Origin of the sequence: Streptacidiphilus sp. ASG 303, from assembly GCF_020991365.1 — a bacterium.
GTDB lineage: Bacteria > Actinomycetota > Actinomycetes > Streptomycetales > Streptomycetaceae > Peterkaempfera.
The window spans coordinates 1-21,144 of the sequence record NZ_JAJLRA010000034.1 but is presented as its reverse complement, the minus strand read 5'-3'; the positions used below and the strand labels follow the sequence as shown (position 1 = coordinate 21,144).

At 76.4% G+C, this 21,144-nt stretch carries 25 protein-coding genes; 10 read left to right on the top strand and 15 right to left on the bottom strand.

The window, feature by feature from the left end; translation table 11 throughout:
- Nucleotides 1-1,254, top strand: a complete 1,254-nt coding sequence (locus LO771_RS27000) for an SRPBCC family protein (protein WP_230747336.1) — start codon at nt 1-3, stop codon at nt 1,252-1,254.
- 73 nt (nt 1,255-1,327) lie between these two features.
- Here LO771_RS27000 and LO771_RS26995 read toward each other — a convergent pair whose 3' ends face one another.
- The 10 genes from LO771_RS26995 to LO771_RS26950 form a co-directional block, all read right to left on the bottom strand.
- The gene (locus tag LO771_RS26995) at nt 1,328-1,606 is read right to left on the bottom strand and encodes a gas vesicle protein K (RefSeq protein WP_230747335.1); all 279 of its coding nucleotides are present in this window, start codon (nt 1,604-1,606) and stop codon (nt 1,328-1,330) included.
- Nucleotides 1,603-1,833: a gas vesicle protein gene (locus LO771_RS26990; protein WP_230747334.1), complete on the bottom strand. Its 231-nt coding sequence runs from the start codon at nt 1,831-1,833 to the stop codon at nt 1,603-1,605. Before LO771_RS26990 ends, LO771_RS26995 begins: the two co-directional genes overlap by 4 nt.
- 3 nt (nt 1,834-1,836) lie before the next feature.
- Entirely contained in the window at nt 1,837-2,706 is an 870-nt protein-coding gene (locus LO771_RS26985; RefSeq protein WP_230747333.1) for a GvpL/GvpF family gas vesicle protein, read from the bottom strand.
- Nucleotides 2,703-3,080: a gas vesicle protein gene (locus LO771_RS26980; protein ID WP_230747386.1), complete on the bottom strand. Its 378-nt coding sequence runs from the start codon at nt 3,078-3,080 to the stop codon at nt 2,703-2,705. Before LO771_RS26980 ends, LO771_RS26985 begins: the two co-directional genes overlap by 4 nt.
- 35 nt (nt 3,081-3,115) lie before the next feature.
- A complete protein-coding gene (locus LO771_RS26975; protein WP_230747332.1) occupies nt 3,116-3,379 on the bottom strand; it encodes a gas vesicle protein GvpG in 264 nt (87 codons plus the stop codon).
- Nucleotides 3,380-3,514: 135 nt separating this feature from the next.
- A complete protein-coding gene (locus tag LO771_RS26970; protein ID WP_230747331.1) occupies nt 3,515-4,318 on the bottom strand; it encodes a GvpL/GvpF family gas vesicle protein in 804 nt (267 codons plus the stop codon).
- Nucleotides 4,315-4,776: a gas vesicle protein GvpJ gene (gvpJ, locus tag LO771_RS26965; protein ID WP_230747329.1), complete on the bottom strand. Its 462-nt coding sequence runs from the start codon at nt 4,774-4,776 to the stop codon at nt 4,315-4,317. Before gvpJ ends, LO771_RS26970 begins: the two co-directional genes overlap by 4 nt.
- 80 nt (nt 4,777-4,856) lie before the next feature.
- Nucleotides 4,857-5,216, bottom strand: a complete 360-nt coding sequence (locus LO771_RS26960) for a gas vesicle protein (RefSeq protein ID WP_230747328.1) — start codon at nt 5,214-5,216, stop codon at nt 4,857-4,859.
- A 320-nt stretch (nt 5,217-5,536) separates the two neighbouring features.
- Nucleotides 5,537-5,752 (bottom strand): DUF6480 family protein, encoded by a 216-nt coding sequence (locus LO771_RS26955; protein WP_230747326.1) that lies wholly within the window; start codon nt 5,750-5,752, stop codon nt 5,537-5,539.
- 169 nt (nt 5,753-5,921) lie between these two features.
- The gene (locus LO771_RS26950; RefSeq protein ID WP_230747324.1) at nt 5,922-6,884 is read right to left on the bottom strand and encodes a phytanoyl-CoA dioxygenase family protein; all 963 of its coding nucleotides are present in this window, start codon (nt 6,882-6,884) and stop codon (nt 5,922-5,924) included.
- 117 nt (nt 6,885-7,001) lie between these two features.
- Here LO771_RS26950 and LO771_RS26945 point away from each other — a divergent pair, with 117 nt between their 5' ends.
- The 5 genes from LO771_RS26945 to LO771_RS26925 all read left to right on the top strand — a co-directional run bounded on the left by LO771_RS26945 (nt 7,002) and on the right by LO771_RS26925 (nt 12,868).
- Nucleotides 7,002-7,934, top strand: a complete 933-nt coding sequence (locus LO771_RS26945) for a helix-turn-helix domain-containing protein (RefSeq protein WP_230747322.1) — start codon at nt 7,002-7,004, stop codon at nt 7,932-7,934.
- 60 nt (nt 7,935-7,994) lie between these two features.
- The gene (locus tag LO771_RS26940) at nt 7,995-8,582 is read left to right on the top strand and encodes a TetR/AcrR family transcriptional regulator (protein ID WP_230747321.1); all 588 of its coding nucleotides are present in this window, start codon (nt 7,995-7,997) and stop codon (nt 8,580-8,582) included.
- Between the two features lie 126 nt (nt 8,583-8,708).
- On the top strand, nt 8,709-9,545 hold the full coding sequence (locus LO771_RS26935) for an oxidoreductase (RefSeq protein WP_230747319.1): 837 nt from the start codon (nt 8,709-8,711) through the stop codon (nt 9,543-9,545).
- Between the two features lie 472 nt (nt 9,546-10,017).
- A complete protein-coding gene (locus tag LO771_RS26930; RefSeq protein ID WP_230747316.1) occupies nt 10,018-10,992 on the top strand; it encodes an LPXTG cell wall anchor domain-containing protein in 975 nt (324 codons plus the stop codon).
- A gap of 382 nt (nt 10,993-11,374) precedes the next feature.
- The gene (locus LO771_RS26925) at nt 11,375-12,868 is read left to right on the top strand and encodes an MFS transporter (protein ID WP_230747315.1); all 1,494 of its coding nucleotides are present in this window, start codon (nt 11,375-11,377) and stop codon (nt 12,866-12,868) included.
- Here LO771_RS26925 and LO771_RS26920 read toward each other — a convergent pair.
- From LO771_RS26920 to LO771_RS31750, 4 genes are all read right to left on the bottom strand, one after another.
- Nucleotides 12,865-13,611, bottom strand: a complete 747-nt coding sequence (locus LO771_RS26920; RefSeq protein ID WP_230747314.1) for a Pr6Pr family membrane protein — start codon at nt 13,609-13,611, stop codon at nt 12,865-12,867. The two genes, LO771_RS26925 and LO771_RS26920, sit on opposite strands and share 4 nt — an antisense overlap.
- A gap of 355 nt (nt 13,612-13,966) precedes the next feature.
- Entirely contained in the window at nt 13,967-15,349 is a 1,383-nt protein-coding gene (locus LO771_RS26915) for a PHB depolymerase family esterase (RefSeq protein WP_230747384.1), read from the bottom strand.
- Between the two features lie 521 nt (nt 15,350-15,870).
- The gene (locus LO771_RS26910) at nt 15,871-17,013 is read right to left on the bottom strand and encodes an isopenicillin N synthase family oxygenase (RefSeq protein ID WP_230747312.1); all 1,143 of its coding nucleotides are present in this window, start codon (nt 17,011-17,013) and stop codon (nt 15,871-15,873) included.
- 149 nt (nt 17,014-17,162) lie between these two features.
- Nucleotides 17,163-17,237, bottom strand: coding sequence for a putative leader peptide (locus tag LO771_RS31750; protein ID WP_374228261.1), 75 nt, complete (start codon nt 17,235-17,237; stop codon nt 17,163-17,165).
- Between the two features lie 363 nt (nt 17,238-17,600).
- On the opposite strand from LO771_RS31750, the gene LO771_RS26905 reads away from it, so the two are divergent.
- The gene (locus LO771_RS26905) at nt 17,601-18,056 is read left to right on the top strand and encodes a nuclear transport factor 2 family protein (protein ID WP_230747311.1); all 456 of its coding nucleotides are present in this window, start codon (nt 17,601-17,603) and stop codon (nt 18,054-18,056) included.
- A 214-nt stretch (nt 18,057-18,270) separates the two neighbouring features.
- Nucleotides 18,271-18,522, top strand: coding sequence for a WhiB family transcriptional regulator (locus LO771_RS26900; RefSeq protein WP_230747310.1), 252 nt, complete (start codon nt 18,271-18,273; stop codon nt 18,520-18,522).
- Between the two features lie 58 nt (nt 18,523-18,580).
- On the opposite strand, the gene LO771_RS26895 is transcribed toward LO771_RS26900, so the two are convergent.
- On the bottom strand, nt 18,581-19,498 hold the full coding sequence (locus LO771_RS26895) for a rhomboid family intramembrane serine protease (protein WP_230747308.1): 918 nt from the start codon (nt 19,496-19,498) through the stop codon (nt 18,581-18,583).
- A gap of 346 nt (nt 19,499-19,844) precedes the next feature.
- On the opposite strand from LO771_RS26895, the gene LO771_RS26890 reads away from it, so the two are divergent.
- Nucleotides 19,845-20,837, top strand: coding sequence for a zinc-binding dehydrogenase (locus LO771_RS26890; protein ID WP_230747307.1), 993 nt, complete (start codon nt 19,845-19,847; stop codon nt 20,835-20,837).
- 206 nt (nt 20,838-21,043) lie between these two features.
- Nucleotides 21,044-21,144: transposase (locus tag LO771_RS31510; protein ID WP_374228235.1), on the top strand; the 101-nt coding region annotated here is incomplete at its 3' end.

Below are 21,144 nucleotides of genomic sequence, written 5' to 3'. Positions count from 1 at the left end.
GTGGCGGAGGGCGAGAAGAGCGGCGCGTCCGGCGGACTGGGCCGGATCGCCGAGGAGCTGCCGACCGACCGCCTGCGTGAGCAGGCCCAGAACGTCATGTCCGCCCTCGGGGAGCGGGCGGTCTCCGCGGCGACCGACAGGATGGGTGGCATCACCGACCGCCTCACCGACTACGCGGAGAAGGCCGACAACCCGGGTCTGAAGGCCGCGCTCAGGGGCGGCAAGAGCATCGCCGAGGGCAAGTCGCCGCTGCGGGCCGCCCTGGGGGCCGGGGCGGGCGGTATCAAGGACAAGGTCAAGCAGGCCTTCGGGGGCGGGGGCGGCGGCGGGGGGAAGGGCGGAGGCGGCAAGAAGGTGAAGGTGACGAACATCGTCGAGGACATCGACGTCGGCGTCCCGCTGCGTGTCGCCTACAACCAGTGGACGGAGTTCGGGCAGTTCTCCGAGTTCATGAAGAAGGTGGAGGGCGTCAACCACGAGTCCGACGAGAAGGCGACCTGGAAGGCGCAGGTCTTCTGGTCCCACCGCACCTGGAAGGCGACCATCGTCGACCAGGTCCCGGACGAGCGGATCGTCTGGCGGTCCGAGGGCCCGAAGGGCCACGTGGACGGCGCCGTCACCTTCCACGAGGTCACCCCGAACCTGACGAGGATCCTGGTGGTCCTGGAGTACCACCCCCAGGGCCTCTTCGAGCGCACGGGCAACATCTGGCGCGCCCAGGGCCGGCGGGCCCGCCTGGAGCTCAAGCACTTCCGGCGGCACGTCATGACGAAGACCCTGCTCAACCCCGACGAGGTCGAGGGCTGGCGCGGGGAGATCCGGGACAGCGAGGTCGTCAAGTCCCACGAGGACGCCCTCGAGGAGGAGAAGCAGGAGCACGAGGAGGGCGAGGAGCCCGAGGAGGGCGAGGAGCCGGAGGAAGGCGTGGAAGGCGCGGAGGGCGAGGAGCCGGAGGAGGGCGAGGAGGAGCCCGAGGACGAGTACGAGGAGGGCGAGGAGCCCGAGGAGGGGGAGGAGGAAGAGGAGCCCGAGGAGCCCGAGGAAGAGGAGGAGGAAGAGGAGCCCGAGGAGGGCGAGGAGGAGCCCGAGGACGAGTACGAGGAGGGCGAGGAGCCCGAGGAAGAGGAGGAGGAAGAGGAGCCCGAGGAGGAGGAAGAGGAGCCCGCCGACGAGGAGGAGCCCGAGGAGGAAGAGGAGCCCGAGGAGGAGCCCGCGAGGCGTCCGAGGCGGCGGTCGGCCGCCAGGAGCCGCTGAGGGCCCGGCGGCGGTGCCGCCCGGGGCGGTCCGGCCGGGTCGGCGGTGTGCGGGACGGGCGGCCGGTCCGGCCTCAGCTGTTCGGGAGCAGGGTCCCGAGCGGCCCCAGGTCGAGGTTCAGGTCCTCCATCCGCAGGCCGTGCGCGTCGCACAGCTCCCGCATCCGCCGCTCCAGCATCATCAGCGTCAGGCCGATCCGCTCCACCTGGTCGTCGGTCAGGTCCCCCTCGTCGACCCGCCGGACGGCCTGACGCTCCATCAGCTGCCGCAGCAGCTCGACCACGGTGAGGACCAGCGCGACCAGGTCGCGCCCGACCGACTCCTCGTCGACGTCCAGCCGGGACGTGCTCACAGCGGCCCCCCGTCCGTCCAGGGCGCGGGCACGCGCCTGCTCACGGAGGAGAGCAGCGCGTGCAGCGACAGGCGGACCAGGGGGACCTCCGCGATGGCGATCACGACGTCGCCGCTGATCACGACCCCGGTGGCGAGCACCCGGTCCAGCAGGTCCACCAGCGGTACGCCGATCGGCGCGAGGCCGGGGTCGGACGCGTCCCAGGGCACCGGGTCGGCGACCCCCATCGGCTACGCCTCCCCCGCGAACGAGTACGGCACCCACGGCCCGGACGTCTCGATGTCGACCCCGGCCCCCGCCCGTCCGCGCAGCTCCTCCACGGCCGCCGCGATCCGGTCCGCGCCGGACTCGGGCAGCAGGTAGGCGGCGTTGAGGACCTGGGTGCGCCGCTCCCCGGACGCGCCGGGGCCGTGCGGCCGCAGCCTGCGGGCGGCGACCGCCAGTGCGGAGAGCGCGGCGTGCACCTCCTCGGCGGTCCGCAGGGCGGAGGACCGGCCCTCCTCCCGGGCCCGCTGGACCCCGCGCATCCGCTCCAGGTAGGCGCGCCCGGCACCGGGGGCGTCCGGTCCGGGGACCCCGCCGGCCGGGACGCCGGGCCGCGCCCCGGCGGCGTCCGGCCGTGCGTACACCTTGACGCCCCACTCCACGCGGCCCCCGACGCGCTCCAGGGCGGTCCGGAAGCGTCCGGCGTCGGCGGTCAGGGCGGCCCTGGCCCGCTCGTCCCCGAGGTAGAGGGTCGCCAGCGCCATGGGCACCGTCGGTCCGCAGGCCGCGGCCGCGGTGACCACCGCGTGGTGGGCGCGAGCGCAGCGCTCCAGCTCGCCGGGGTCGGAGAGCCGCTCGGTCAGCGCCTCGCGCCCGAAGAGGGCCGCGGGCACGTCCTGGACGACGGCGGTGAGTCCGGCGAAGGCGAGCGGGCGCACCGGGGCGGCGGACAGTCCCGCCGCCCCGGCGAGGTCCTCCGCCCCGTAGGCGCGGCCGACGGCGAAGACCCAGGTCGCCACGGTGCGGTCCGGACGGTCGTGCGCGGTGGCCGGGCCGTCCTGTGCGGCGGCCGGACGGTCGTGTGCGGTGGCCGGTGCCGGTGCGGTGTCCGTCATCGCCTGGGGTACTCCCTCTTCCTCGTCCTCAGCCGGAGCGGCGGGAGCCCGTCCTCGCCGTCCGGGTCGTCGGAGCCGTCCTCCACCGCCTCCAGCAGCTCCACGCGCTCCCGCAGCCTGCGGTTCTCCTCCAGCAGCTCGCTGCGCGCGGCGCGGGAGGACATCGCGGGGTCGGTCTCCCACCAGTCGATGCCGGCCTTCTTCGCGGTGTCCACCGAGGCGATGAACAGCCGCAGCCGGATGGTGAGCAGTTCGATGTCGAGCAGGTCGACCTTGATGTCGCCCGCGATGACGATCCCCTTGTCGAGGATGCGTTCCAGGAGGTCCGCGAGGTTGGTGGCGGACGGGCCGGGGACGGAGTGCTCCGACCACACCTCGACGCCGCCCCCCGGGCCGCCCCGGCCGCCGTTCACCGCCCCACCGCCCCGGGCGGCCGGACCATGCCGGGCTGCCGCCCCTCCAGCAGGTCGAGGAGGCGGTCCTCCTCCTTCTCGAACTCCTCCATGCCGATCTCCCCGTCCTCCAGTGCCTGGTTCAGCGCGGCGAGCCGAGCCCGCAGCACCGTCGGGTCGCGGACCTCGCACGCGGCGGCCTCCACGGCCCGGTCGGCCACCCAGACCACACCGCGGACGGGGGCGAGCGGCAGGCAGAGGATCCCGGTCAGCAGTCCCACACCGTCCTCCTCACGCGGTCCTCCTCCTGTCGTCCTCCACACGCCGCACCCCTGCCGGACCGGCGCTGCCGGACCGCCGCTGCCGCTCCGTTCCTGCCAAACGGCCGCGGCCGGACCACCGGTCCGGGGCCGCCGTCAGACCGCCGCCCCGGCTGCCGACGACGGCTCGTGCGCCGCGAAGCTGTAGCAGGGCAGCGGCCCGACCGCCCTCAGTTCGGCCCGGTCGCGGTACGCCGCGGCCAGCCGGTCCGCCGCCGACAGGAAGCCGGCCGCCGCCTCCCGCCGCACCAGGAACGAGACGTTGCGGACGCACCCGGCGACATCGGGCCCCGGGACCGCCGCCTCGGCCAGCGCCGCCAGCTCGCGCACCGCCCGGTCCGCGGCCTCCGCCGCCCGGCGCGCCAGGGCCTCGGACACCGCCTCGCCCAGCCGGAGGTTCGCCTCGTAGCCCGGGCGGCGGCGCGCCTCCTCCCGGAGCCTGCGCACCTTCGGCTCCTCGGTGACCAGCGCCGCGAGGGCGTCGGAGGCGGGGAGCGCCTTGAGGTTCATCTCGACCCGTCCGTCCAGCCGGTCCAGCGCCGCCAGGTGGGCTTCGCGCCCGGTGGCGAGCTGGTCGCGCACCACGTTCTCGTCGCGCGCGACCATGCCGAAGCGCATGGGCAGGACGGCGCCCTCCTCCGCCAGCGCCAGCAGCAGCTCCTGATGCGTCATCAGGTCGCGGCGCCGGGGGCGGACCCGTTCGGGGGCGTCGGCGACGACCGCCGCCAGAGGCCCCTCCCGCAGCATCCGGACCCCGTCCGGCAGCGGACGGCCGCCGGACCTCCCCGCCGCGCCGGACCGCCTCCCCGCGCCCGGCCCGCCCTCCGCGGCCGACCTCCGCCCCGGGCCGCCCCGGCCGGCCCGGACGATCGCGTAGACGTAGACCCCGTGGCCGCTCACCGGGCGGCCGCCGCGGTGCGCTTGCGGGGACGGTCGGAGGAGGACGAGGAGGAGGTGCGGCGGCGCGGGCGGTCGTCCGGCTCGGGTTCGAGCTCGTCCTCGTCCCCGTCCCCGCCGGAGAAGGCCTTCCGCACCGTGTCGCCCACGGACGAGACGGCCTTCTTCACCTTGCGCTTGCCGATCTTCTTGGCCGCCTGTCCGCTGAACAGCTCGGGGACGGTCGCGCTCCGGGTGTCGTGCTCCAGGTCGAGGCGGTTGCACGCCTCGGCGAACCGCAGGTAGGTGTCGACGCTCGCCACGACGATGCGGACGTCTATCTTCAGGATCTCGATGCCCACGAGGGACACCCGCACGAACACGTCGATGACCATGCCGCGGTCGAGGATGAGTTCCAGCGTGTCGTACAGCGTGCCCGTGCGGGGGACGCACACGACCTCGTCGGTGTAGGTGGTGCTCATGGGTGGGGCGTCCTCTCAGGTCGTTCACGCGGGGGCGGGCCCGGACCGGGTCCGGTGCGGTCCCGGCGGCGTGGAGGCGGTCACGAGTCGGCTGCACCCCTGCGGTACCGGTGGACCCTGCGGTACCCGACGAGCTCCCCGTCGCGGTCCAGCTGCACCTCGTAGGTCGCCAGCAGGCTGGTCGTGTCCGGGATGCGGGGGAGTTCCAGCATGTCGACGGAGACGCACCAGCCGTACTCGGTGCGCTCGACGCCGGAGACGCCCTCGACGCGGTGGCGGATGAGCTCCTCCAGGGCGTCGCACGCGTTGCGGGCCGCCTCCGCAGGGCCGACGCCCGGACGGCGGGCCGGTCGTGCAGCGGTCCTGCCCGCGGCCCTGTCCGCCGTCTTCTCCGTGCTCTTCGCCGCGGGACGGGGGCGCGGTCGGCTCTGCTCTGCCATGCGGTCAGTCTCGGCAGGGCTCCGGCCGCGCCGCACCCCGGACAGGGCCGGATGGCGGTCGTCCCGTGGACCGTCCGGGGGACCTGCGGCGGAGACGCCCGGGAGGGGGCGCCGCGGTCCGGGGCGGGCGGGGTCGGGGCGGGCGGGGTCGGCTCCCGAGCGTCCGCCCGGTCTCCCGGCCTGGCCCCCGGCCCGGCGGGGACGCGGCCGGCGGGAACGCTGCCTGCGGGAACGCGGCCGGACAGCAGGGCGGCGCCGGAGGGCACACCCGCACGGGTGTGCCGTCCGGCGCCGGTGGCCGGGCCCGGGTGCGGCCGGGGTCAGAACGCGGCGATGCGTGCCGCGAAGAAGCCGATCACCACGATCACGAGGAGGCCGATGATGACGAGCGGCCAGCGGCCGCTCCACGCGTTGTGCAGGGCCGGCGACTCCGGTGTCGAGATCCCGGCCGTCGTGCTGCTCTCGCACTCGGGGGTCTCGGTCGGCGGTATCAGGGCCGGCGGGGTGCGGTGCGCGGCGTTCTGCAGGTCGGTCATGACGCCTCCCGGTGGTTCCGCCTTCCACCGTACGTCCGCCGTACCCGGCGCGCGCGGGCGGCGTGGCCGCCCCCGCCCGCGGCTCCCGTCCGGCCCCGTGCCCGCGGCTCCCGCCCGGACGTGCGGCGGCCGGGGCCGCCGCACGCCCGCGCGCCCGCGCGGTGCGGGCTCACTCGTCCGCTGCGCCGCCGGGGACGTCGCCGGCGCTGCAGTACGAGCCGGGTGTGTGGACGCCGTGCACGATCCGCAGCTCGGCCGCGGCGTCGCCCCGCGGCTCCGGGCGCAGGGCGTCGTCGACGGCCCAGGGGAAGCGGGGGCCGTCCGGGTGGACGGCCGCCCACCGGTCCAGGGCGAGGGGCAGCAGCCGCAGGCGGGCGTCGACCCACTCCCGGTCCCAGGGGCCCTCGGCGAGGATCTGCTCGGCGGCCCGGAACTCGTAGTAGACGGTGCGGCGCAGCCGGTTGCCGAGGACCGGCTCCGAGCCGTGCACCACCATCACGTCGTGGACGAGGACGTCGCCCGGCTCCATCTCCACCACGACCGTGCCGGGGACGTCCCAGCCGTGCTCGTCGGTGAGTGCGCACACGTCGGCCCGCCGGCGGTGGGAGCCCGGCACCACGCGCAGCGCGCCGCCGCCCGCCAGCGAGGAGTCGAGGTAGACGTCGATGTTGAAGATGCGGTGCGTGCGGGGGTGCACGGCGTCCTGGTGCCAGGGGACGGCCGCGCCGTCGCCCTCGTCCTTGAGCACCAGGGACTCGTAGGTGGGGACGAGGTTCGGACCGGCCAGGCTCTCCGCGATCCCGAGGACCTCCGGGCAGCCGAGCAGCTCCAGGGAGACCGGCTCGCCCTTGCCGTGCAGGTAGTCGACCCGGAACAGCACGCGGCCGCTCGGGCGGTCGGCGAAGTGGTGGTCGCCGGTGTTCCGGCCCTCGGCCTCCGCCCGGCGGCCGTCCGCCATCCAGCGCTCGGAGGCCTCCGCGAGGCGCTGCACCAGGTCGCGGGGGATGCGGTCGCGCAGGACGAGGTAGCCGTTCTCGTCGAAGAAGCGGACCTCCTCGTCGGAGAGGTGGAAGGGGCTGGTCGGGGTTGCGGCCGCCGCGCCGGCGGGGGCGGGGGTGGTGGTGCCGGTCATGGCTTCTCCTGGTCGACATCGGTGGATCCGGGTGCAAAGCTTCTGGCGTCCTCCACTCAACCCGCTCCGACCTGTGGTTTCCTCCTCCTTCCTCCTGCGACCTTCCCGGATCCTCACATGCGCCTCTCCGCGGACCCCCGTGACGACGTCTTCGGCCTCGCCTGCTGGCAGGGGCCGGCCTCCCTCATGGACCACGCCCACCGGCACGACGACATCGAGGTCAACCTGGCCGCCGGGAGCGAGCTGGTCTACCTCTTCGGCGGCCGCCGGGTGGTCCTGGAGCGCGGTGCGATGGCGGCGTTCTGGGCCGCCGTGCCGCACCAGCTCGTCGGCGCCGACCCCGGCACCCCGGTGCGGTGGCTGACCGTCCCGCTGGCCGTCTTCCTGCGCTGGGGCCTGCCCGACCACGCCGTGCAGGCCCTGCTGCGGGGGCAGCCGCTGGTGGCGGGGGCCGCGGACCGGCAGGAGGCGGACGCCGCCCTGTTCCGCCAGTGGTCCGCCGACCTGGCCGACGGGGACGGGGAGCTGCGCCGTATCACCCTGCTGGAGATCGAGGCGCGGCTGCGCCGGCTCGTCGCGGCGGCGTCCGCCGGCCGCCGCGACGGGGGAGGGGCGGAGGACGGGGCCGGACGCGGCGGCGGGCCGGAGGACGCCGGCGGGGCAGGGGCGGGAGCAGGAACGGGGATGGGGGCGGACGGAGCGGTCGAACGCGCAGCCCGGATGGCCCGGTTCGTCGCCCTGCACTTCCGCGAGCCCCTGACGGCCGAGCGGATCGCCGCGGCGGTCCCGCTGCACCCGCACTACGCGATGGGGCTCTTCCGGGAGGTCGTGGGCACCACCCTCACCGCGTACGTGACGCAGTGCCGGGTCGCCGAGGCGCAGCGGCTCCTCGTCACCACGGCCATGCCGGTGGCCGAGGTCGGGGAGGCAGCCGGGTTCGGCTCGCAGAGCCGCTTCTACTCGTGCTTCACCGAGGCGTGCGGGATGCCGCCGGCCGCCTACCGCAGGCTCCACCACGCCGCCGCGCGCGGCGCCGGCGGCCTCCCGTAGGGCGGGGCGTCCCGCGTCTCGTCGCTTGACATGCTGACATTTCATGCAAGGATTGTCAGCATGTCCGACAGTGAGAAGGCCGAACTCGTCCTGGACGCCGCCTACGCCTGCTTCACCCGACACGGCGTCCGGCGCACCACCATGGACGACATCGCCCGGCAGGCCGGCATGTCCCGTCCCGCCGTCTACCAGCACGTCCGCAACAAGGAGGACGCCTTCCGGCGGCTCGCCTCGCGGCTCCTGGACCGCTCGCTGGCCGACGCCCGCTCCGCCGCACAGGCCCCCGGAGGCCTCGCCGACCGCCTCGGCGCAGCCCTGGAGGCCAAGCTCGCCCTGGTGCAGGGCCTGTGGCAGGACAGCCCCGCGCACGCCGCCGAACTGCTCGGCGTCGACTCCCGCCTCTCCGCCGACCTGATCGCCTCCTACGACACCGCCATGCGCGGCCTCCTCGCGGACACCGCGGGCACCGCGCTGCCGAGGGGGGAGGCGGAGGAGTTCGCCGGACTCCTCCTGGCCTTCGCCCGCGGCGTCGAGGGCGACCTCTCCGACCCCGGCGCCCCCGTCCGGCTGCTGCGCCGCGGCGTGGCCCTGCTCGTCGCCGGCCTGGGCCTGCCCGCGGAGGCCGTCGGCGGCCCCGGCCCGGCCTGACCCTGCCTGCGGCCGCACCGCACCTCCCGGCGCCTCCCCGCCCGCCCCGGACCTGTCCGGACCCGCCCCCTCCCGCCCTTCCCGACCCCGGGACCCCGACCTCGCGACCCCGACCCTGGAGCGACCGTGACCACCGCCGTACTGATCACCGGAACGTCCTCGGGCATCGGCCGGGCCGCCGCCCTCCGGCTCGCCCGCCGCCCCGACCTCACCGTCTACGCGACGGCCCGCCGCACCGAGGCCGTCGCCGACCTCGCCGACGCCGGCGCCCGCACCCTCGCCCTCGACGTCACCGACGAGGAGTCGATGCGCGCCGCCGTCGCCGCCGTCGAGGCCGAGCACGGCGCCGTCGGGGTCCTCGTCAACAACGCCGGTTACGGCGAGTACGGGACCGTCGAGGAGACCGGGCTGGACGGCGTGCGCCGCCAGTTCGAGACGAACGTCTTCGGCCTCGCCCGCATGACCCAGCTCGTCCTGCCCGGCATGCGCGCCGCCGGGGCGGGGCGGATCGTCAACGTGGGCTCCATGGGCGGCCGGATCGTCTTCCCCGGCGGCGGCTACTACCACGCCAGCAAGTACGCGGTGGAGGCGCTCACCGACGCCCTGCGCTTCGAGGTCGCCCCCTTCGGCATCCGGGTCAGCCTGGTCGAGCCCGGTCTCATCCGCACCTCCTTCGGCGACACCGCCGCCCACACCCTGGCGGGCTCCTCCGCGAAGGACGGCCCGTACGCCGCCCTCACCGCCGCCGTCGACCGGCAGATGGCGGAGTCCTACCGCTCCACCGCGCTCTCCGCGCCGCCCGAGGCGGTCGCCCGGGTCATCGACCACGCGGCCACCCACCCCCGCCCGCGGATCCGGTACGTCGTCACCCCCGCCGCCAAGGCGCTCGTCCACACCCGGCGGCTCCTCGGTGCGCGCGTCTTCGACACCTACCTGAAGGCGCAGTTCCGCGGCGGCGCCTGAGCCGCCCCCGGCCCGGGCGCCCCGGCGGGACCGGCCCGCGGGCTGACCCGCGGGCCGACGGGAGGGGGCGGGGCCCCGTGCGCCGGCGCCGGCTCCGCGCAGGGGCGGTGTGCACGGCGGACCGGCCCGCCCCGGCCGGTCCGGTGCCGTGCTGCCGTGGGCGGACGGACGGACGGACGGACGGGCAGGGCGTGCGGGGCGGGCGGGCAAGGCGGGCGGGCAGGGTGAACCATGCGCGCCCTGCCCGCGTTCCTCTCTCCGGAGGCTTCCGTGTCCCGGACTCCGGCCGGAGGTCCAAAAGCCTTTGTGCGGACGAAGGTTGACGGATGCGGTCATAGATCGCAAGAATCTGGTCGCCCACCTTCACGTATGCTCCTCCACTCCTTCGCAGGGGCGGGATGGCCACGTCTATCTGTCGTGTGCACGTCTGGAGGTAGGGCCCCACCCGTCACGACCCAGTCCGGGAGTCCCCTTGTCCTCTCGTCGGCACGCCCGCTTCGCGGCCGCATCCGCCCTCACCGTCCTGGCCTCCTTCGCGGGTGCGGCGTCCGGGGCGGCCCCGGCCGCCGCCTCCACCCCCGAGTGCGGGTCGGCCAAGGTCGAGTACCGCGCGCTCGACGGCCAGGGGAGCCCCGTCGAGGGCTGGACCTCGGCGGGAGGCTTCCACGGCTGGAAGGACGCCCCCACCGCCGTCCAGGTGCGGCTCGCCGCCGGGCAGCAGATCGGCGAGGGCTGCCGGTACCCGGTCTCCCTCTCCCTCTACAGCACCGAGGGCCCCAACTGGGGCAACTCCGGCCGCCAGGCCTACCTCGGCTCGGACACCGTCTACCTGACCGCCGACGACGTGGCGGCCGAGGACGGGAGCGGCGACGGCGACAAGCTGACGGTCCAGGCGTCCTTCGACAGCACCTGCTACGGCCAGATCGACCTCTACGGCAACGACACCGTCTACGACGGCGGCACCGCCCCCGGCCACGGCCCCCTGCCGTACCAGCCGGGCGGGGTCGTCACCCCCTACGACCTCATCGCCGCGTGGAACGGCGGAACCAAGGGCTGCACCGAGACCACCCCGCCGCCGAACTCCTCCGCCCCGGAGTCCACCCCGCCGGCCTCCGACTCGCCGTCGCCCTCCGCGAGCGTGTCGTCCCCGCAGCCCAGCGCCCCGGAGTCCAGCGCCCCGCCGGCCTCCGACTCGCCGTCGCCCTCCGCGACCCCGTCGTCCCCGCAGCCCAGCTCCTCCCAGGGCGGCGGCCTGCCGACCACCAACCCCACGGTCTCCCCGGCGCCCCCCACCTCCGCCGCCCCCTCCCCGAGCAGCACCGGCCCCGGCTTGGCCGAGACCGGCGCCGGCGACACCCTCGGCCTCGCGGCCGGCGGTGCGGCCGTCGTCCTGGTCGGCGGCGCCGCCCTGGTCCTCACCCGCCGCCGCTCCGGCCGCCGCTCCTGACCCTCGCGACCCCGGCGCCGCCGGGCCGGGACCCCGGCCCGGCGCGCCCGGTCCTCCGTGTGCTCCCGGCGCCCCCGGCGCGGTGAGCGCCGTGCCGCAGGTCCGTCCGCCGTGACCGGCCGCCCCCGTGGCGGCCGGTCACGGCGTTTCCATGTGGCTTGTCCGTCCGGTGCCTCCGCGTCGCGCCGCCGTGCGGCGGTCCGTCAGGGCGCCGTCCGTGCCGTCCGTGAGCAGGGGTGGGGGCCCGGCCTGCGCGGTCCCGTCGGCGGGTCCCGGTCGGCGGTGCGACAGGTAGGTCGATGTCAAGTATCTTGACATCGAGACGAAATCCGGGCAGGCTTCCCCTGATATCTTGACGTCGAGATACATTCGGGGGCAGCCGATGCGGCAGGGCGCAGACGGGCGGAGGACCCTGCGGCGCGGGCGAGGCCTGTGGGCGCAGCTGCGCCGTCCACCGGGCGGCCGCGACGCGCGGACCATGCTGCTCGCCCTGGCCCTGGACCGCACCGGCACCGGGCTGTGGGCCTCCTCCTCCGTCCTCTACTTCACCTTTGTGGTGCACCTGAGCGCCCGGCAGGTCGGCCTGCTGCTGGGCGTGGCCGGGGTGGCGGGCATCGCCGGCTCCCCCCTGGCCGGACGGCTGGCCGGCCGCTTCCCCGTACGTTCGCTGCTGATCGGCTGCCACCTGCTCCGCCTGTCGGCCCTCTGCCTGCTGCCGGCGTGCACCGGCTTCGGCGCGCTGCTCCCCCTCGTCGCCGTCACCTCCCTGTGCGACCGGGCGGCCAAGACGTCGGAGATGCTGTTCGCCGTCCGGACGGCGGGCGAGCGGCGGGCGTCCTACCAGGCGCTGTCACGCAGCGCGGCCAACGCGGGCTACGCCCTCGGTGCCGCGATCGCGGCCGCCGGCCTGGCCGTGGGCACCCGCGGCGCCTACAGTGCCCTGCTGCTGGGCGACGCGCTGTCGTTCGCCGCCGCGGCGGCGCTGGTGCGGCGCACCCGGGAACCGCGGGACGGCGACGCCGGGGCCGTGCGGTGCGGCGGCGGGGAGCCCGGGGACCGCCCGCCCTCCCGCCGTGCCGGCCCGTGGCGCGACCCCGGCTACCTCCTGTTCGTGCTGCTGGACGTCCCGATGACCATCGACGACTCCATCCTCGGCGTCGGACTCCCGCTGTGGCTGGTGGACCGCACCCCGGCGCCGCACGCCCTCGTGCCGGTCTTCCTGGTCGTCAACACCGTGATGGTCGTGGCGCTGCAGATGGGCGTCTCGGCCAGGGCCGAGGGGCCGCACCGCGCGGTACGGGCGGTCGCGCTGTACGGGGTGCTGACGTGTGCGTGCTGCACGGTCGTGGCGGCCGCCGCCCACGGCGGGACCTGGACGGCGGCCGCCCTCATGCTCGCCGCGGCCCTGCTGGTCACCCTGGCGGAGCTGATGCGCTCGGTGAGCTCGTGGGAGCTGGCGGTCCTGCTCGCACCCCGGGACGCCCGGGCCGCCTACCTGGGGGTGGCCGGGATGTCCCAGTCCGTCCAGAAGTCCGCCGGACCGCCCCTGCTGACCGGCGTGGTGATGGCCGCCGGCCCCGGGGGCTGGCTCGTCCTGGGGGCGGTGGTCGCGGGACTCGCCGCCGTGCAGCGGGGCGCCTGTGCGCGACGGCTCCGGGCGCTCCGGCCGCCCGGCCCGCCCCCGCTCCTCCCCGGTCCTGTCCACGCCCCCGTGCCCGCCCCGGGGGGTCCGCCCGTCCTCGCGGGCCGGGAGCCGGACGGGCGCGCCCGGACGGCGCCCCCCGGCCGCCCCGGGGCCGGGTCCCGGGTGCGGCCCGGCGTGCGGGCGGCGGACGGCCCGTCACCGGACCGGCCGTCCGCGCCGCCCCGGGCCTAGAGCGGAGCCCCGGGGACCGGGGCCGTCTCCGGCTCCGCCGGCTCCCCGGCGGGTCCGGGGACGGACGCCGCCGCCACCGCGCCGGACCCCCGCCGGGTCAGCGCGCGGTCGGCCGCGACCAGGCCGGTGCCCAGCAGGTAGAAGGCGACCGCCAGCACCGTGCAGTTGACGGACACCATCGCGTACCCGGCCTTCGCCACGTCCACGAACGGGTACGGGTAGCGCATCCCCGTCGTGACCACCGCACCGCGGACCAGGGCGAACGCCAGGTAGGCCAGCGGGTACGCCAGCCACACCAGCGCGTGCCGCCACCGCAGCGCGCCCCGCGGTCCGAAGAGCAGCCAGTCCAGCAGGGCCGCGAGCGGCGTCACCACGTGCATCAGCACGCTGTCCCACGTGTAGTGCGACTCGCGCTGCACCGTGTAGAAGGGGCTGGCCGGGTTGGCCAGCAGCAGGTTGAAGACGGTGCCGGTGATGAGGATGTACAGCGTCACCGCGCCCTTGACGGCGGGGAGGAACGCCGGGTCGGCGTCCGGGCGGCGCAGCGAGCGGACCAGCAGCACGGCGAAGTACCCCGTCAGCAGCAGGTTGCTCTGCACGGTGAAGTACACCCAGAACTCGACCGGGCCCGGCTCGCCGATGTCCTGCGACGCGGTGCCGGCGATGCCGGCCGCCCCCGCGAGGCACAGGGCCGTCCTGAGCGCGGTCCTCGTCACGGGCACCGGTGTGCGGTCTGCTGGCATGGCTGCTCCACAAGCGTGCGGCAGGACAGGGAGCGGACATGTTACCCACGGGTCGGGGCCCGTCGGACCCGGGGCCGCACCCGGATCTGCGGCGGCCCGGCGGGTCGTACCCGCACCGTCGGAACCCCGTGCCGCCGGGCGTCCCGCCGCCTCCGCCGCCGACCCTACCCGAGGCCGCCGCACCGGCGGCCGGGCCGTTGCAGCCCCACCCGACCGCCCGCGCGCCTGCGCGCCCGTGGTCCGGCTCGCCGGGCCCCCGCCGGAACGGCGCCGCGTCCCGGACCGGCCTGCGGCGCCCCGGACGTGCGGTGTCCCGCCGCACCGCGTGCGGCGGGACACCGGACGGGTGCGCCCCCTACGCGGGGCAGCCGCTGTCGGCGATCACGTAGTAGCCGGGCGAGGTCTGCTCCAGGGTGTGGACGGTGAAGGTGTTCCACAGGCCCATGGCCTGGTTGGACCCGTTGGCGTACGTGTAGCCGCCGTTCTGGTGGGCGCGGCCGGCCGTGGTCTGGGCGTAGTTGCTGGCCGTGAAGCAGGTGGGGGTGTAGCCGGTCGTGGTCGCGCTCACGGCGGCGGACGCCGTCCCGGCGGCGCCGGAGGGGTCCACGGCCGCCACGGTGTAGCTGTAGGAGGTCCCGGTGGCCAGGCCGGTGTCGGTGTACGAGGTCGAGGTCGTCGAGCCGACCTTGGCGCCGTTGCGGTAGACGGCGTACGAGGCAGCGCCGCTGACGGCGTTCCAGCCCAGGGAGGCCGTCGTGTCGGTGGTGCCGGTGACCGACAGGCCGGTCGGGGCCGGCAGGGAGGAGGTGCCGCCCCCGCCGGAGCCGTCGAGGCCCCAGAACCTCGCCGTGTAGTAGGTGGAGCAGATGGTGTCGAGGAAGTACGCGCCGGTCGCGCCGCACTGGTCGGCGGCGGTGCCCGGGTCGACCGCCAGGCCGTGGCCCATCCCGGAGATGGAGTAGAGCTCGACGGCCGGTTTGCCCGAGCCGTCGTTGTACGTGCTCAGCGTGGTGCCGCCGGTGAGGCTCTGGGTACCGGAGGCGGTCTGGCCGATGCCCCACACGTTCGTCCACTGGTCGCGCAGCTCGGTGGCGTTGACCGGGTAGACGGTGGTGTCGGAGGTGCCCTGCCAGATCGCGACGCGCGGCCAGGGGCCGGTCCAGCCGGGGTAGGAGGCGCGGACCTTGTCGCCCCACTGCGCGGGGGTGAGGTTCTGGCTCTGGTTCTGGCAGCTCGACGCGGCGCTCTGGGTCGTGGCGCACTGGGCCGGGATGCCGGAGGCGATCGAGCCGCCCGCGAAGACGTCCGGGTAGTCGGCCAGCAGGTCGGCCGCCATGCCGCCGCCCGCGGAGAGTCCGGTGACGAAGACGCGGCCGCGGTCCGAGCCGTACTGCTGGGCCGCGTGGTCGACCATCGACTTCACCGAGGCCGCCTCGCCCTTGCCGCGGGTGCTCTTGGCGGAGTCGAACCAGCTGAAGCACGACAGGGCGTTGTTGGAGGAGCTGGTCTGGGGGAAGACGACGGCGAAGCCCAGCTTGTCGGCGGACTGCGCCCAGCCCGAGTTCGCGTAGTAGGCCTGCGCGCTCTGCGTGCAGCCGTGCAGGGCGACGACCAGCGGCGCGCCGCTGGGCAGGTTGGCGGGCGCGTACTCGTACATCGCCAGGTTGCCGGGGTTGCTGCCGAAGCTGCTCACCTGGGTGAGCCCGGCGGCGGAGGCCTGCGGTGCGGCGGTGACCATGCCTGCGGCGAGGGCGAGCGTGCCGAGGGCGGCGGTCGTCCAGCGGCGCAGGTGCCGGCCGAGAGAGTGCCGGCCGAGAGGGTGTCGTCTGGGGGCGCGGGGCGTGGTGGGACGTGCCATGGACGGCTCCGGGTGGGGGCGGGGTGGGTGGGCCCGCCGTCCGGTGAGGGGGCTCTGCCCGGGCGGGGGCCTGACACCTCCGCCCGGCCGTCCGACGGGCTGTCAGGCATCATGCGACCGCCCTCCGCGGGGGAGACATGGTCCCGGAATCCACCTTTCATGAACGCGTCATGTGCTCCGTCCCCATGGAGTTCCGGTGACGGGCCTCCCTGTCGGCCGGTGCGGCGCGCACGGTCATCCGCCGACGCCCCGCCCCGCCGGAAGCGCCCAGGCGCGGGCCCCCGCCCGCCTGCGGTCGCGGCCTCCGGGCGGCACCGGTCGCCGCGGCGCCCGGAGGCTCCGGGGAGCCGGTCGTACGGCTCCCCGGGCCGGGGCTCCGGACCGGGTCCCGTGACGGGGCCTCAGCCCCGGGAGGACGCCGCCAGGCCCGGGTGGTGCCGCTCGGCCACCTGCGGGTGGGCGCGGAGCCAGCCCTTGAGCTCGTTGAGGCCGTACTCGGCGAAGAGCGGGTTCGCCGGGTCCCGGGTGGCGCCGGGAGTGCGGCCGGCGTGCGGGAAGGGCAGCGGCTCGATCCGCGCGTCCAGGCGCGGGTTGTAGAAGAACGGCACCGAGAACCGCTCCCGGCCGCCGGGCGGGCTCACCACGCGGTGGTTGGTCGCCCGCAGCCAGCCGTCCGTGGCCACCTCCAGCAGCTCGCCCAGGTTGACCACGAACGCACCCGGCAGGGGCGGCACGTCCAGGAAGGCGCCGTCCGGCCCCTGCACCTGGAGCCCGCCCACCTCGTCCTGGAGCAGCAGGGTGAGGAAGCCGTAGTCCTTGTGGGCGCCCACCCCCTGGTCGGCGCCGTCGGGCGCGCGGCCCGGGTAGCGGACCAGCTTCAGGTGCAGGTGCGGCCGCTCGGCGAAGACCGGGTCGTAGAAGTCGGGCGGCGCGCCGATCGCGGCCAGCAGCTCGTGCAGCAGCCGGGAGGCGACCGTGCTCAGCCGGTCGATCCATCCCAGGGCCGCGGCGCGCAGCTCCGGCAGGGCCGCGGGCCACTGGTTGGGGCCCTCCAGCCACCAGTACGGCGGCTCGCCCGGGCCCGGCACGCGGGCGGGGCGCTCGGCGCCGACGTCCAGCTGGTCGCGCCAGTCGCGGCTGCCGCCGGTGCGCTCGTCGCCGATCCGGGTGTAGCCGCGGAAGTGCGGGGAGCGGAGGTTGGAGACGGCGAGGCGGTCGGCCTCGGGGAGGGCGAAGAACGCCCGGACCGCGTCCGTGAGCGCGGCGGTCTCGGCGGCGCCGACGCCGTGGCCGACGAGGTGGAAGAAGCCGACCTCGTGGGCTGCGCGCTGCAGCTCGTCGTGGAACCGGGCCCGCTCCCGCGGACCCCGGTCCGCCGCGGAGAGGTCCACGACGGGCAGGTCCGCGACGGGCAGGTCCGCGACGGGCAGGTCCACGACGGGCAGGTCCGCGACGGACGGGCCGGCCGCGGGCCGGTTCGCGGCGGGGGAGAGGGCGGTCTTCGGGGGTCCGGCGGGGGCGGACGGGTGCGACTGCTCGGGCATGGGTCATCCAGCGGGTGTCGTCCGGGGACGCGGCGGGGTCCGGCGGTGGCCGTACGCGCTGCCGCCGCGGGTGGTGCCGCGGGGGCAGAACCGGTCCTGTGGAGAGGAGGGAGGGGAAGGCGCGACGCCCGTGCGGGCGGGGCGAGGGGTCAGGCGCCGCGGCGACAGGAGGCGCTGGCGACGCGGAGCAGGTCCACGTGGCGGCGGCTGACGAGCATGACCATGCGGGGAAGCATAGGCGACGCCCGGTGCGTCCGGCCACGGTCCGGCCGGGACGTCCGGGGCCGGGCCCGCCGGATCCTCCGCTCCTCCGCCGCGCCCGGCCCGCCCCCGGCCGGTGCCCGCCGGTGCCTGTCTGTGCATGCCGGTGCGCCGGCCTCCACTGACGCGCCGGTCCTCCGCGGGCCGGGGCCGGAAGTGTGGCGGGGGCACCGGGAACCGCCGCGGGCGCCCCGTCGTCCTGCCGGATGCGCCGCCCCGCCGCCGGGCCGGCGGGCGGGGGCGTTCCCGCCCCGCCGGCCCGGCGGCCGGGGCGCCCGTCCACGCCCCGGGCACCCCGGGGCGACCCGCGAAACGGAGAGCCCGCGATGCCGCAGTCCGACCGCTCCGCCCCGCGCGAGGTCCTGGCCCGCTACCACCGGGCCGTCCTCGACCGGTCCGCGGACGACCTCGCCGACCTGTACGCGGCCGACGCCGTCCACGAGTTCCCGTTCCCCTTCCCCGGCATGCCCGCGCGCCACCAGGGGCGCGAGGAGGTCCGGGCGGGCTACCGGGCCGCCTGGGACGCGAGCCCGGCCCGGCCGCGCGAGATCCGGGACGTCGTCGTCCACGAGGGCGCCGACCCCGAGGTGCTCGTCGTCGAGCAGGTCGTCGCCGGGACCCTGGAGCCGGACGGCCGCCCCTTCGCCTTCCCCGGCGTGCTGGTGCTCCGCGTCCGTGGCGGCCTGCTCGTCCACGTCCGCGACTACCTGGACGGGCTCGGGGCGGCGCACGCCCTCGGCCGGCTGCAGGCCGTGGCCGCAGCCCTCGACGGCGCCTCCTGAACCCCCCGGCTGCCGCATGCGCGGCTTCCGGCCGTGCCGCTCCTCGGCGCGTACCGTTCCGTGCGGACGCCGCGTCACCGTGCGGTCCGAAGTCGTCCGCACCCCGGGGGTGTGCACGGCGGGATCCGGGTCAGGCGTTCCGTGCAGGGTTCTGACGCCGCGGGCCCGCCGCCCGCGGCGCACCGGTACCGACACGGACGGAGAGGTGGGACACATGAGCTGGAGGAACCGCGCCGCGTGCCGGGAGGCGGACCCGGAACTGTTCTTCCCCGTCGGCAGTGCGGGACCCGCGCTGGTGCAGGTGGAGCGGGCCAGGGCCGTCTGCCGCGGCTGCCCCGTGCAGGAGGCGTGCCTGGAGTGGGCCGTGAAGGTCGACGAGCGCGCCGGGATCTGGGGCGGCACGACGCCCGAGGAGCGGACCGCCCTGCGCCGGCGCCGCGCCCGCGCCGCGACCGGCGTGCGCTGACCCCGGCCCCGCACCGGCGGACCCCGGCGCCGTTCCGGCGCCGGGTTCCGCCGCCGTCTCACGCCGCGCCGGTCAGCTGACGGGTCTTCAGCACGACCAGGCCCACCAGCACCAGCAGGACGAGCCCGCACCCGGCCGCCTGCACGGCGGCCCGCCGGGCCCTCGGCGCGTACGCGAGGACCAGGGCCACCGCGCCGCCGGTGAGCAGGCCGCCCAGGTGCCCCTGCCACGAGGTGACCCGCGCCGAGATCGCCATCCACACCAGGAAGGACACGAGGATCCGGCCGCCCCCGAGCGGGTCGTGGCGCAGGCGGCGCGTGAGGACGAACCAGCCCGCCGCGAGGCCGAAGACGGCGCCCGAGGCGCCGATCGTCGGCCGGTCCGGGGAGATCAGGTAGACCGCGACCGAGCCGCCGACCGCGGAGAGCAGGTAGAGGGCGAGGAAGCGCACCCTGCCCAGCTGCTCCTCCGCCACCCGGCCGAAGAGCCACAGCCAGGACATGTTGAAGAGGATGTGGGTGATCCCGAACAGGCCCTCGGTGGGCAGCGCGTGCAGGAACGCCGAGGTGACCAGCCGGTACCACTCCCCGTGGGCGATCCCCACGGCCTCGAACCCCGGGTAGGGGGCCCCCGTGCCGACGTACTGCCCGCCGTCCGGCCCCACCAGGCCGGTCCCCAGGGCGTCCAGCCGCGCGACGACGCCGGGTCGGGCCAGCTCCACCAGGTAGGCGAGGAGGTTGAGCGCGATCAGCGCCGACGTCACCGCCGGGACGGCCGTGAGGCGGCCGCCGAACGCCGTACGGGCCTCGCGGACGCCCCGGTTGCCCTCCCGCACGCACTCCGGGCAGTGGTGGCCGACCGAGGCCTCCCGCATGCAGTCGGGGCATATGAAGCGGTCGCAGCGGGTGCACCGGACGTACGACTCCCGCTTCGGGTGCCGGTAGCAGGTGGTCGTCCCGGTCTGTCCGGTGTCCATCGGGAGGGGGCTCCGTCCTTGCCGTGGTGGTGTCGTGCGCTGTTCTACGGACAGGAGCCGCCCGCGCGCAACCGCCGCCGGCCCGGCCCCCGGGGGCACCTGCTCGGCGAGGGGTGGCGGGCGGCGCCCCCGGCGGCCGCCCGGCCGGCGCGGGCCGGCGAGGACACCGGCGGGTGCGGTCCCACCGGACGGCGGGCCCGCGTCCGGCGGAAGCCGGCCCTGTCCGGTCCGGGAGCGGCCGATTCCTTTGTGCGGCGGCCGGGATCTACATGGCGGGAGGCACGGCCCGCACGACGGGCGGGCCGGCCCCCCTCGTGCACACCGGAGACGAAAGGGACGACCGCCGATGAGCATTCCCACGACCATGCGCGCGCTGCAGCAGACCTCCCTCGACGGCCCGCAGGACATGCGCCTGGTCACCGACGCGCCGGTGCCGGGCCCCGGCCGTGGCGAGGTCCTGATCCGCGTCGCCGCCGCCGGGGTCAACTTCGCCGACGTCTCGAAGGCGTACGGCACGTTCGGGGACGGCCCGCGGCCGCCGTACCTGGCGGGTTTCGAGGCCGCGGGCGAGGTCGTCGCGGTCGGTGAGGGGGTGGCCGGCCCGCGACCGGGGGCCCGCGTCGTCGGCGTCGGGAGCGGCGCCTTCGCCGAGTACATGGTCCTGACCGCCGCCGCGGCCGTGCCCGTGCCCGCGGGCTGGACGGAGCAGCAGGCGCTGGGGCTGGTCGTGAACTGGCCCACCGCGCTGGCCGCGCTCAGGACCCTGGGCGGCCTCACCTCCGGGCAGACGGTCCTGATCACCGCCGCGGCGGGCGGGACCGGCCAGGCCGCGGTGAGGATCGCCAAGCACTACGGCGCGACGGTCATCGCCACCGCCTCGCCGGCCAAGCACGGGACCGTGCTGGCGCTGGGGGCCGACCACGTCCTGGACTCCCTCGGCGGCGACCTCGCCGCCGAGGTGAGGGAGCTGACCGGCGGGTCCGGCGTCGACGTGGTCCTGGAGTCGGCCGGCGGCGCCGCCTTCGCCGCCGGCCTGGCCGCGGCCAAGCGGGTCACCGGCCGCGTCGTCGCCTACGGCGTGGCGGGCGGCGAGGCCCCGGTCACCAACCGGGAGCTGGTGTACGGGCACCAGGTCCACGTCATCGGTCTCAACATCGGCGTGCTGGCCCAGGCCGCGCCGCAGCTCTTCGGCGAGCTGAGGGGCGAGCTGTCCGAGCTGGTCGCGGCCGGCGTGCTCGCCCCGGTCCGGCCCACCGTGTACGGACTGGCAGGCGGCCGCGAGGCGCTGACGGAACTGGAGGCCAGGACCACCGTCGGCAAACTCGCCCTGCTGCCCTGAGGCGGCCCCGGGCCGGTGGCGCCGCGGCCGGAGCCCTCCGCCGGCCGCGGCGCGCTCCTGCGGTCCGGCGGGGTCCGGCCGCGGCCGCCGCCCCCGCGCGAGGGCGTCCGCGCCGTCGGCGGCGGCTGGGGGCGGCGCGGCGCGGGCACGCTGACCGCGCCCGGCCGCGCGGCGGGGGCACTAGGCCGTGTCTGATAATTGATCTTGTGGTGGGTCGTGGTGAGTTGACGGATGCGGCGTGGGAGCGGATCGCGCCGCTGCTGCCGGGTGCCGACGGGCGGGGTCGTCCGTGGCGGGATCACCGGCA

Excerpts from the sequence above, each read along its gene's own strand:
- LO771_RS26990 (WP_230747334.1), bottom strand. The coding sequence starts at position 1,833 with ATGGGGGTCGCCGACCCGGTGCCCTGGGACGCGTCCGACCCCGGCCTC.
- LO771_RS26985 (WP_230747333.1), bottom strand. The coding sequence starts at position 2,706 with ATGACGGACACCGCACCGGCACCGGCCACCGCACACGACCGTCCGGCC.
- gvpJ (WP_230747329.1), bottom strand. The coding sequence starts at position 4,776 with ATGAGCACCACCTACACCGACGAGGTCGTGTGCGTCCCCCGCACGGGC.
- LO771_RS26960 (WP_230747328.1), bottom strand. The coding sequence starts at position 5,216 with ATGGCAGAGCAGAGCCGACCGCGCCCCCGTCCCGCGGCGAAGAGCACG.
- LO771_RS26955 (WP_230747326.1), bottom strand. The coding sequence starts at position 5,752 with ATGACCGACCTGCAGAACGCCGCGCACCGCACCCCGCCGGCCCTGATA.
- LO771_RS26950 (WP_230747324.1), bottom strand. The coding sequence starts at position 6,884 with ATGACCGGCACCACCACCCCCGCCCCCGCCGGCGCGGCGGCCGCAACC.
- LO771_RS26945 (WP_230747322.1), top strand. The coding sequence starts at position 7,002 with ATGCGCCTCTCCGCGGACCCCCGTGACGACGTCTTCGGCCTCGCCTGC.
- LO771_RS26940 (WP_230747321.1), top strand. The coding sequence starts at position 7,995 with ATGTCCGACAGTGAGAAGGCCGAACTCGTCCTGGACGCCGCCTACGCC.
- LO771_RS26925 (WP_230747315.1), top strand. The coding sequence starts at position 11,375 with ATGCGGCAGGGCGCAGACGGGCGGAGGACCCTGCGGCGCGGGCGAGGC.
- LO771_RS26920 (WP_230747314.1), bottom strand. The coding sequence starts at position 13,611 with ATGCCAGCAGACCGCACACCGGTGCCCGTGACGAGGACCGCGCTCAGG.
- LO771_RS26915 (WP_230747384.1), bottom strand. The coding sequence starts at position 15,349 with ATGGTCACCGCCGCACCGCAGGCCTCCGCCGCCGGGCTCACCCAGGTG.
- LO771_RS26910 (WP_230747312.1), bottom strand. The coding sequence starts at position 17,013 with ATGCCCGAGCAGTCGCACCCGTCCGCCCCCGCCGGACCCCCGAAGACC.
- LO771_RS26905 (WP_230747311.1), top strand. The coding sequence starts at position 17,601 with ATGCCGCAGTCCGACCGCTCCGCCCCGCGCGAGGTCCTGGCCCGCTAC.
- LO771_RS26900 (WP_230747310.1), top strand. The coding sequence starts at position 18,271 with ATGAGCTGGAGGAACCGCGCCGCGTGCCGGGAGGCGGACCCGGAACTG.
- LO771_RS26895 (WP_230747308.1), bottom strand. The coding sequence starts at position 19,498 with ATGGACACCGGACAGACCGGGACGACCACCTGCTACCGGCACCCGAAG.
- LO771_RS26890 (WP_230747307.1), top strand. The coding sequence starts at position 19,845 with ATGAGCATTCCCACGACCATGCGCGCGCTGCAGCAGACCTCCCTCGAC.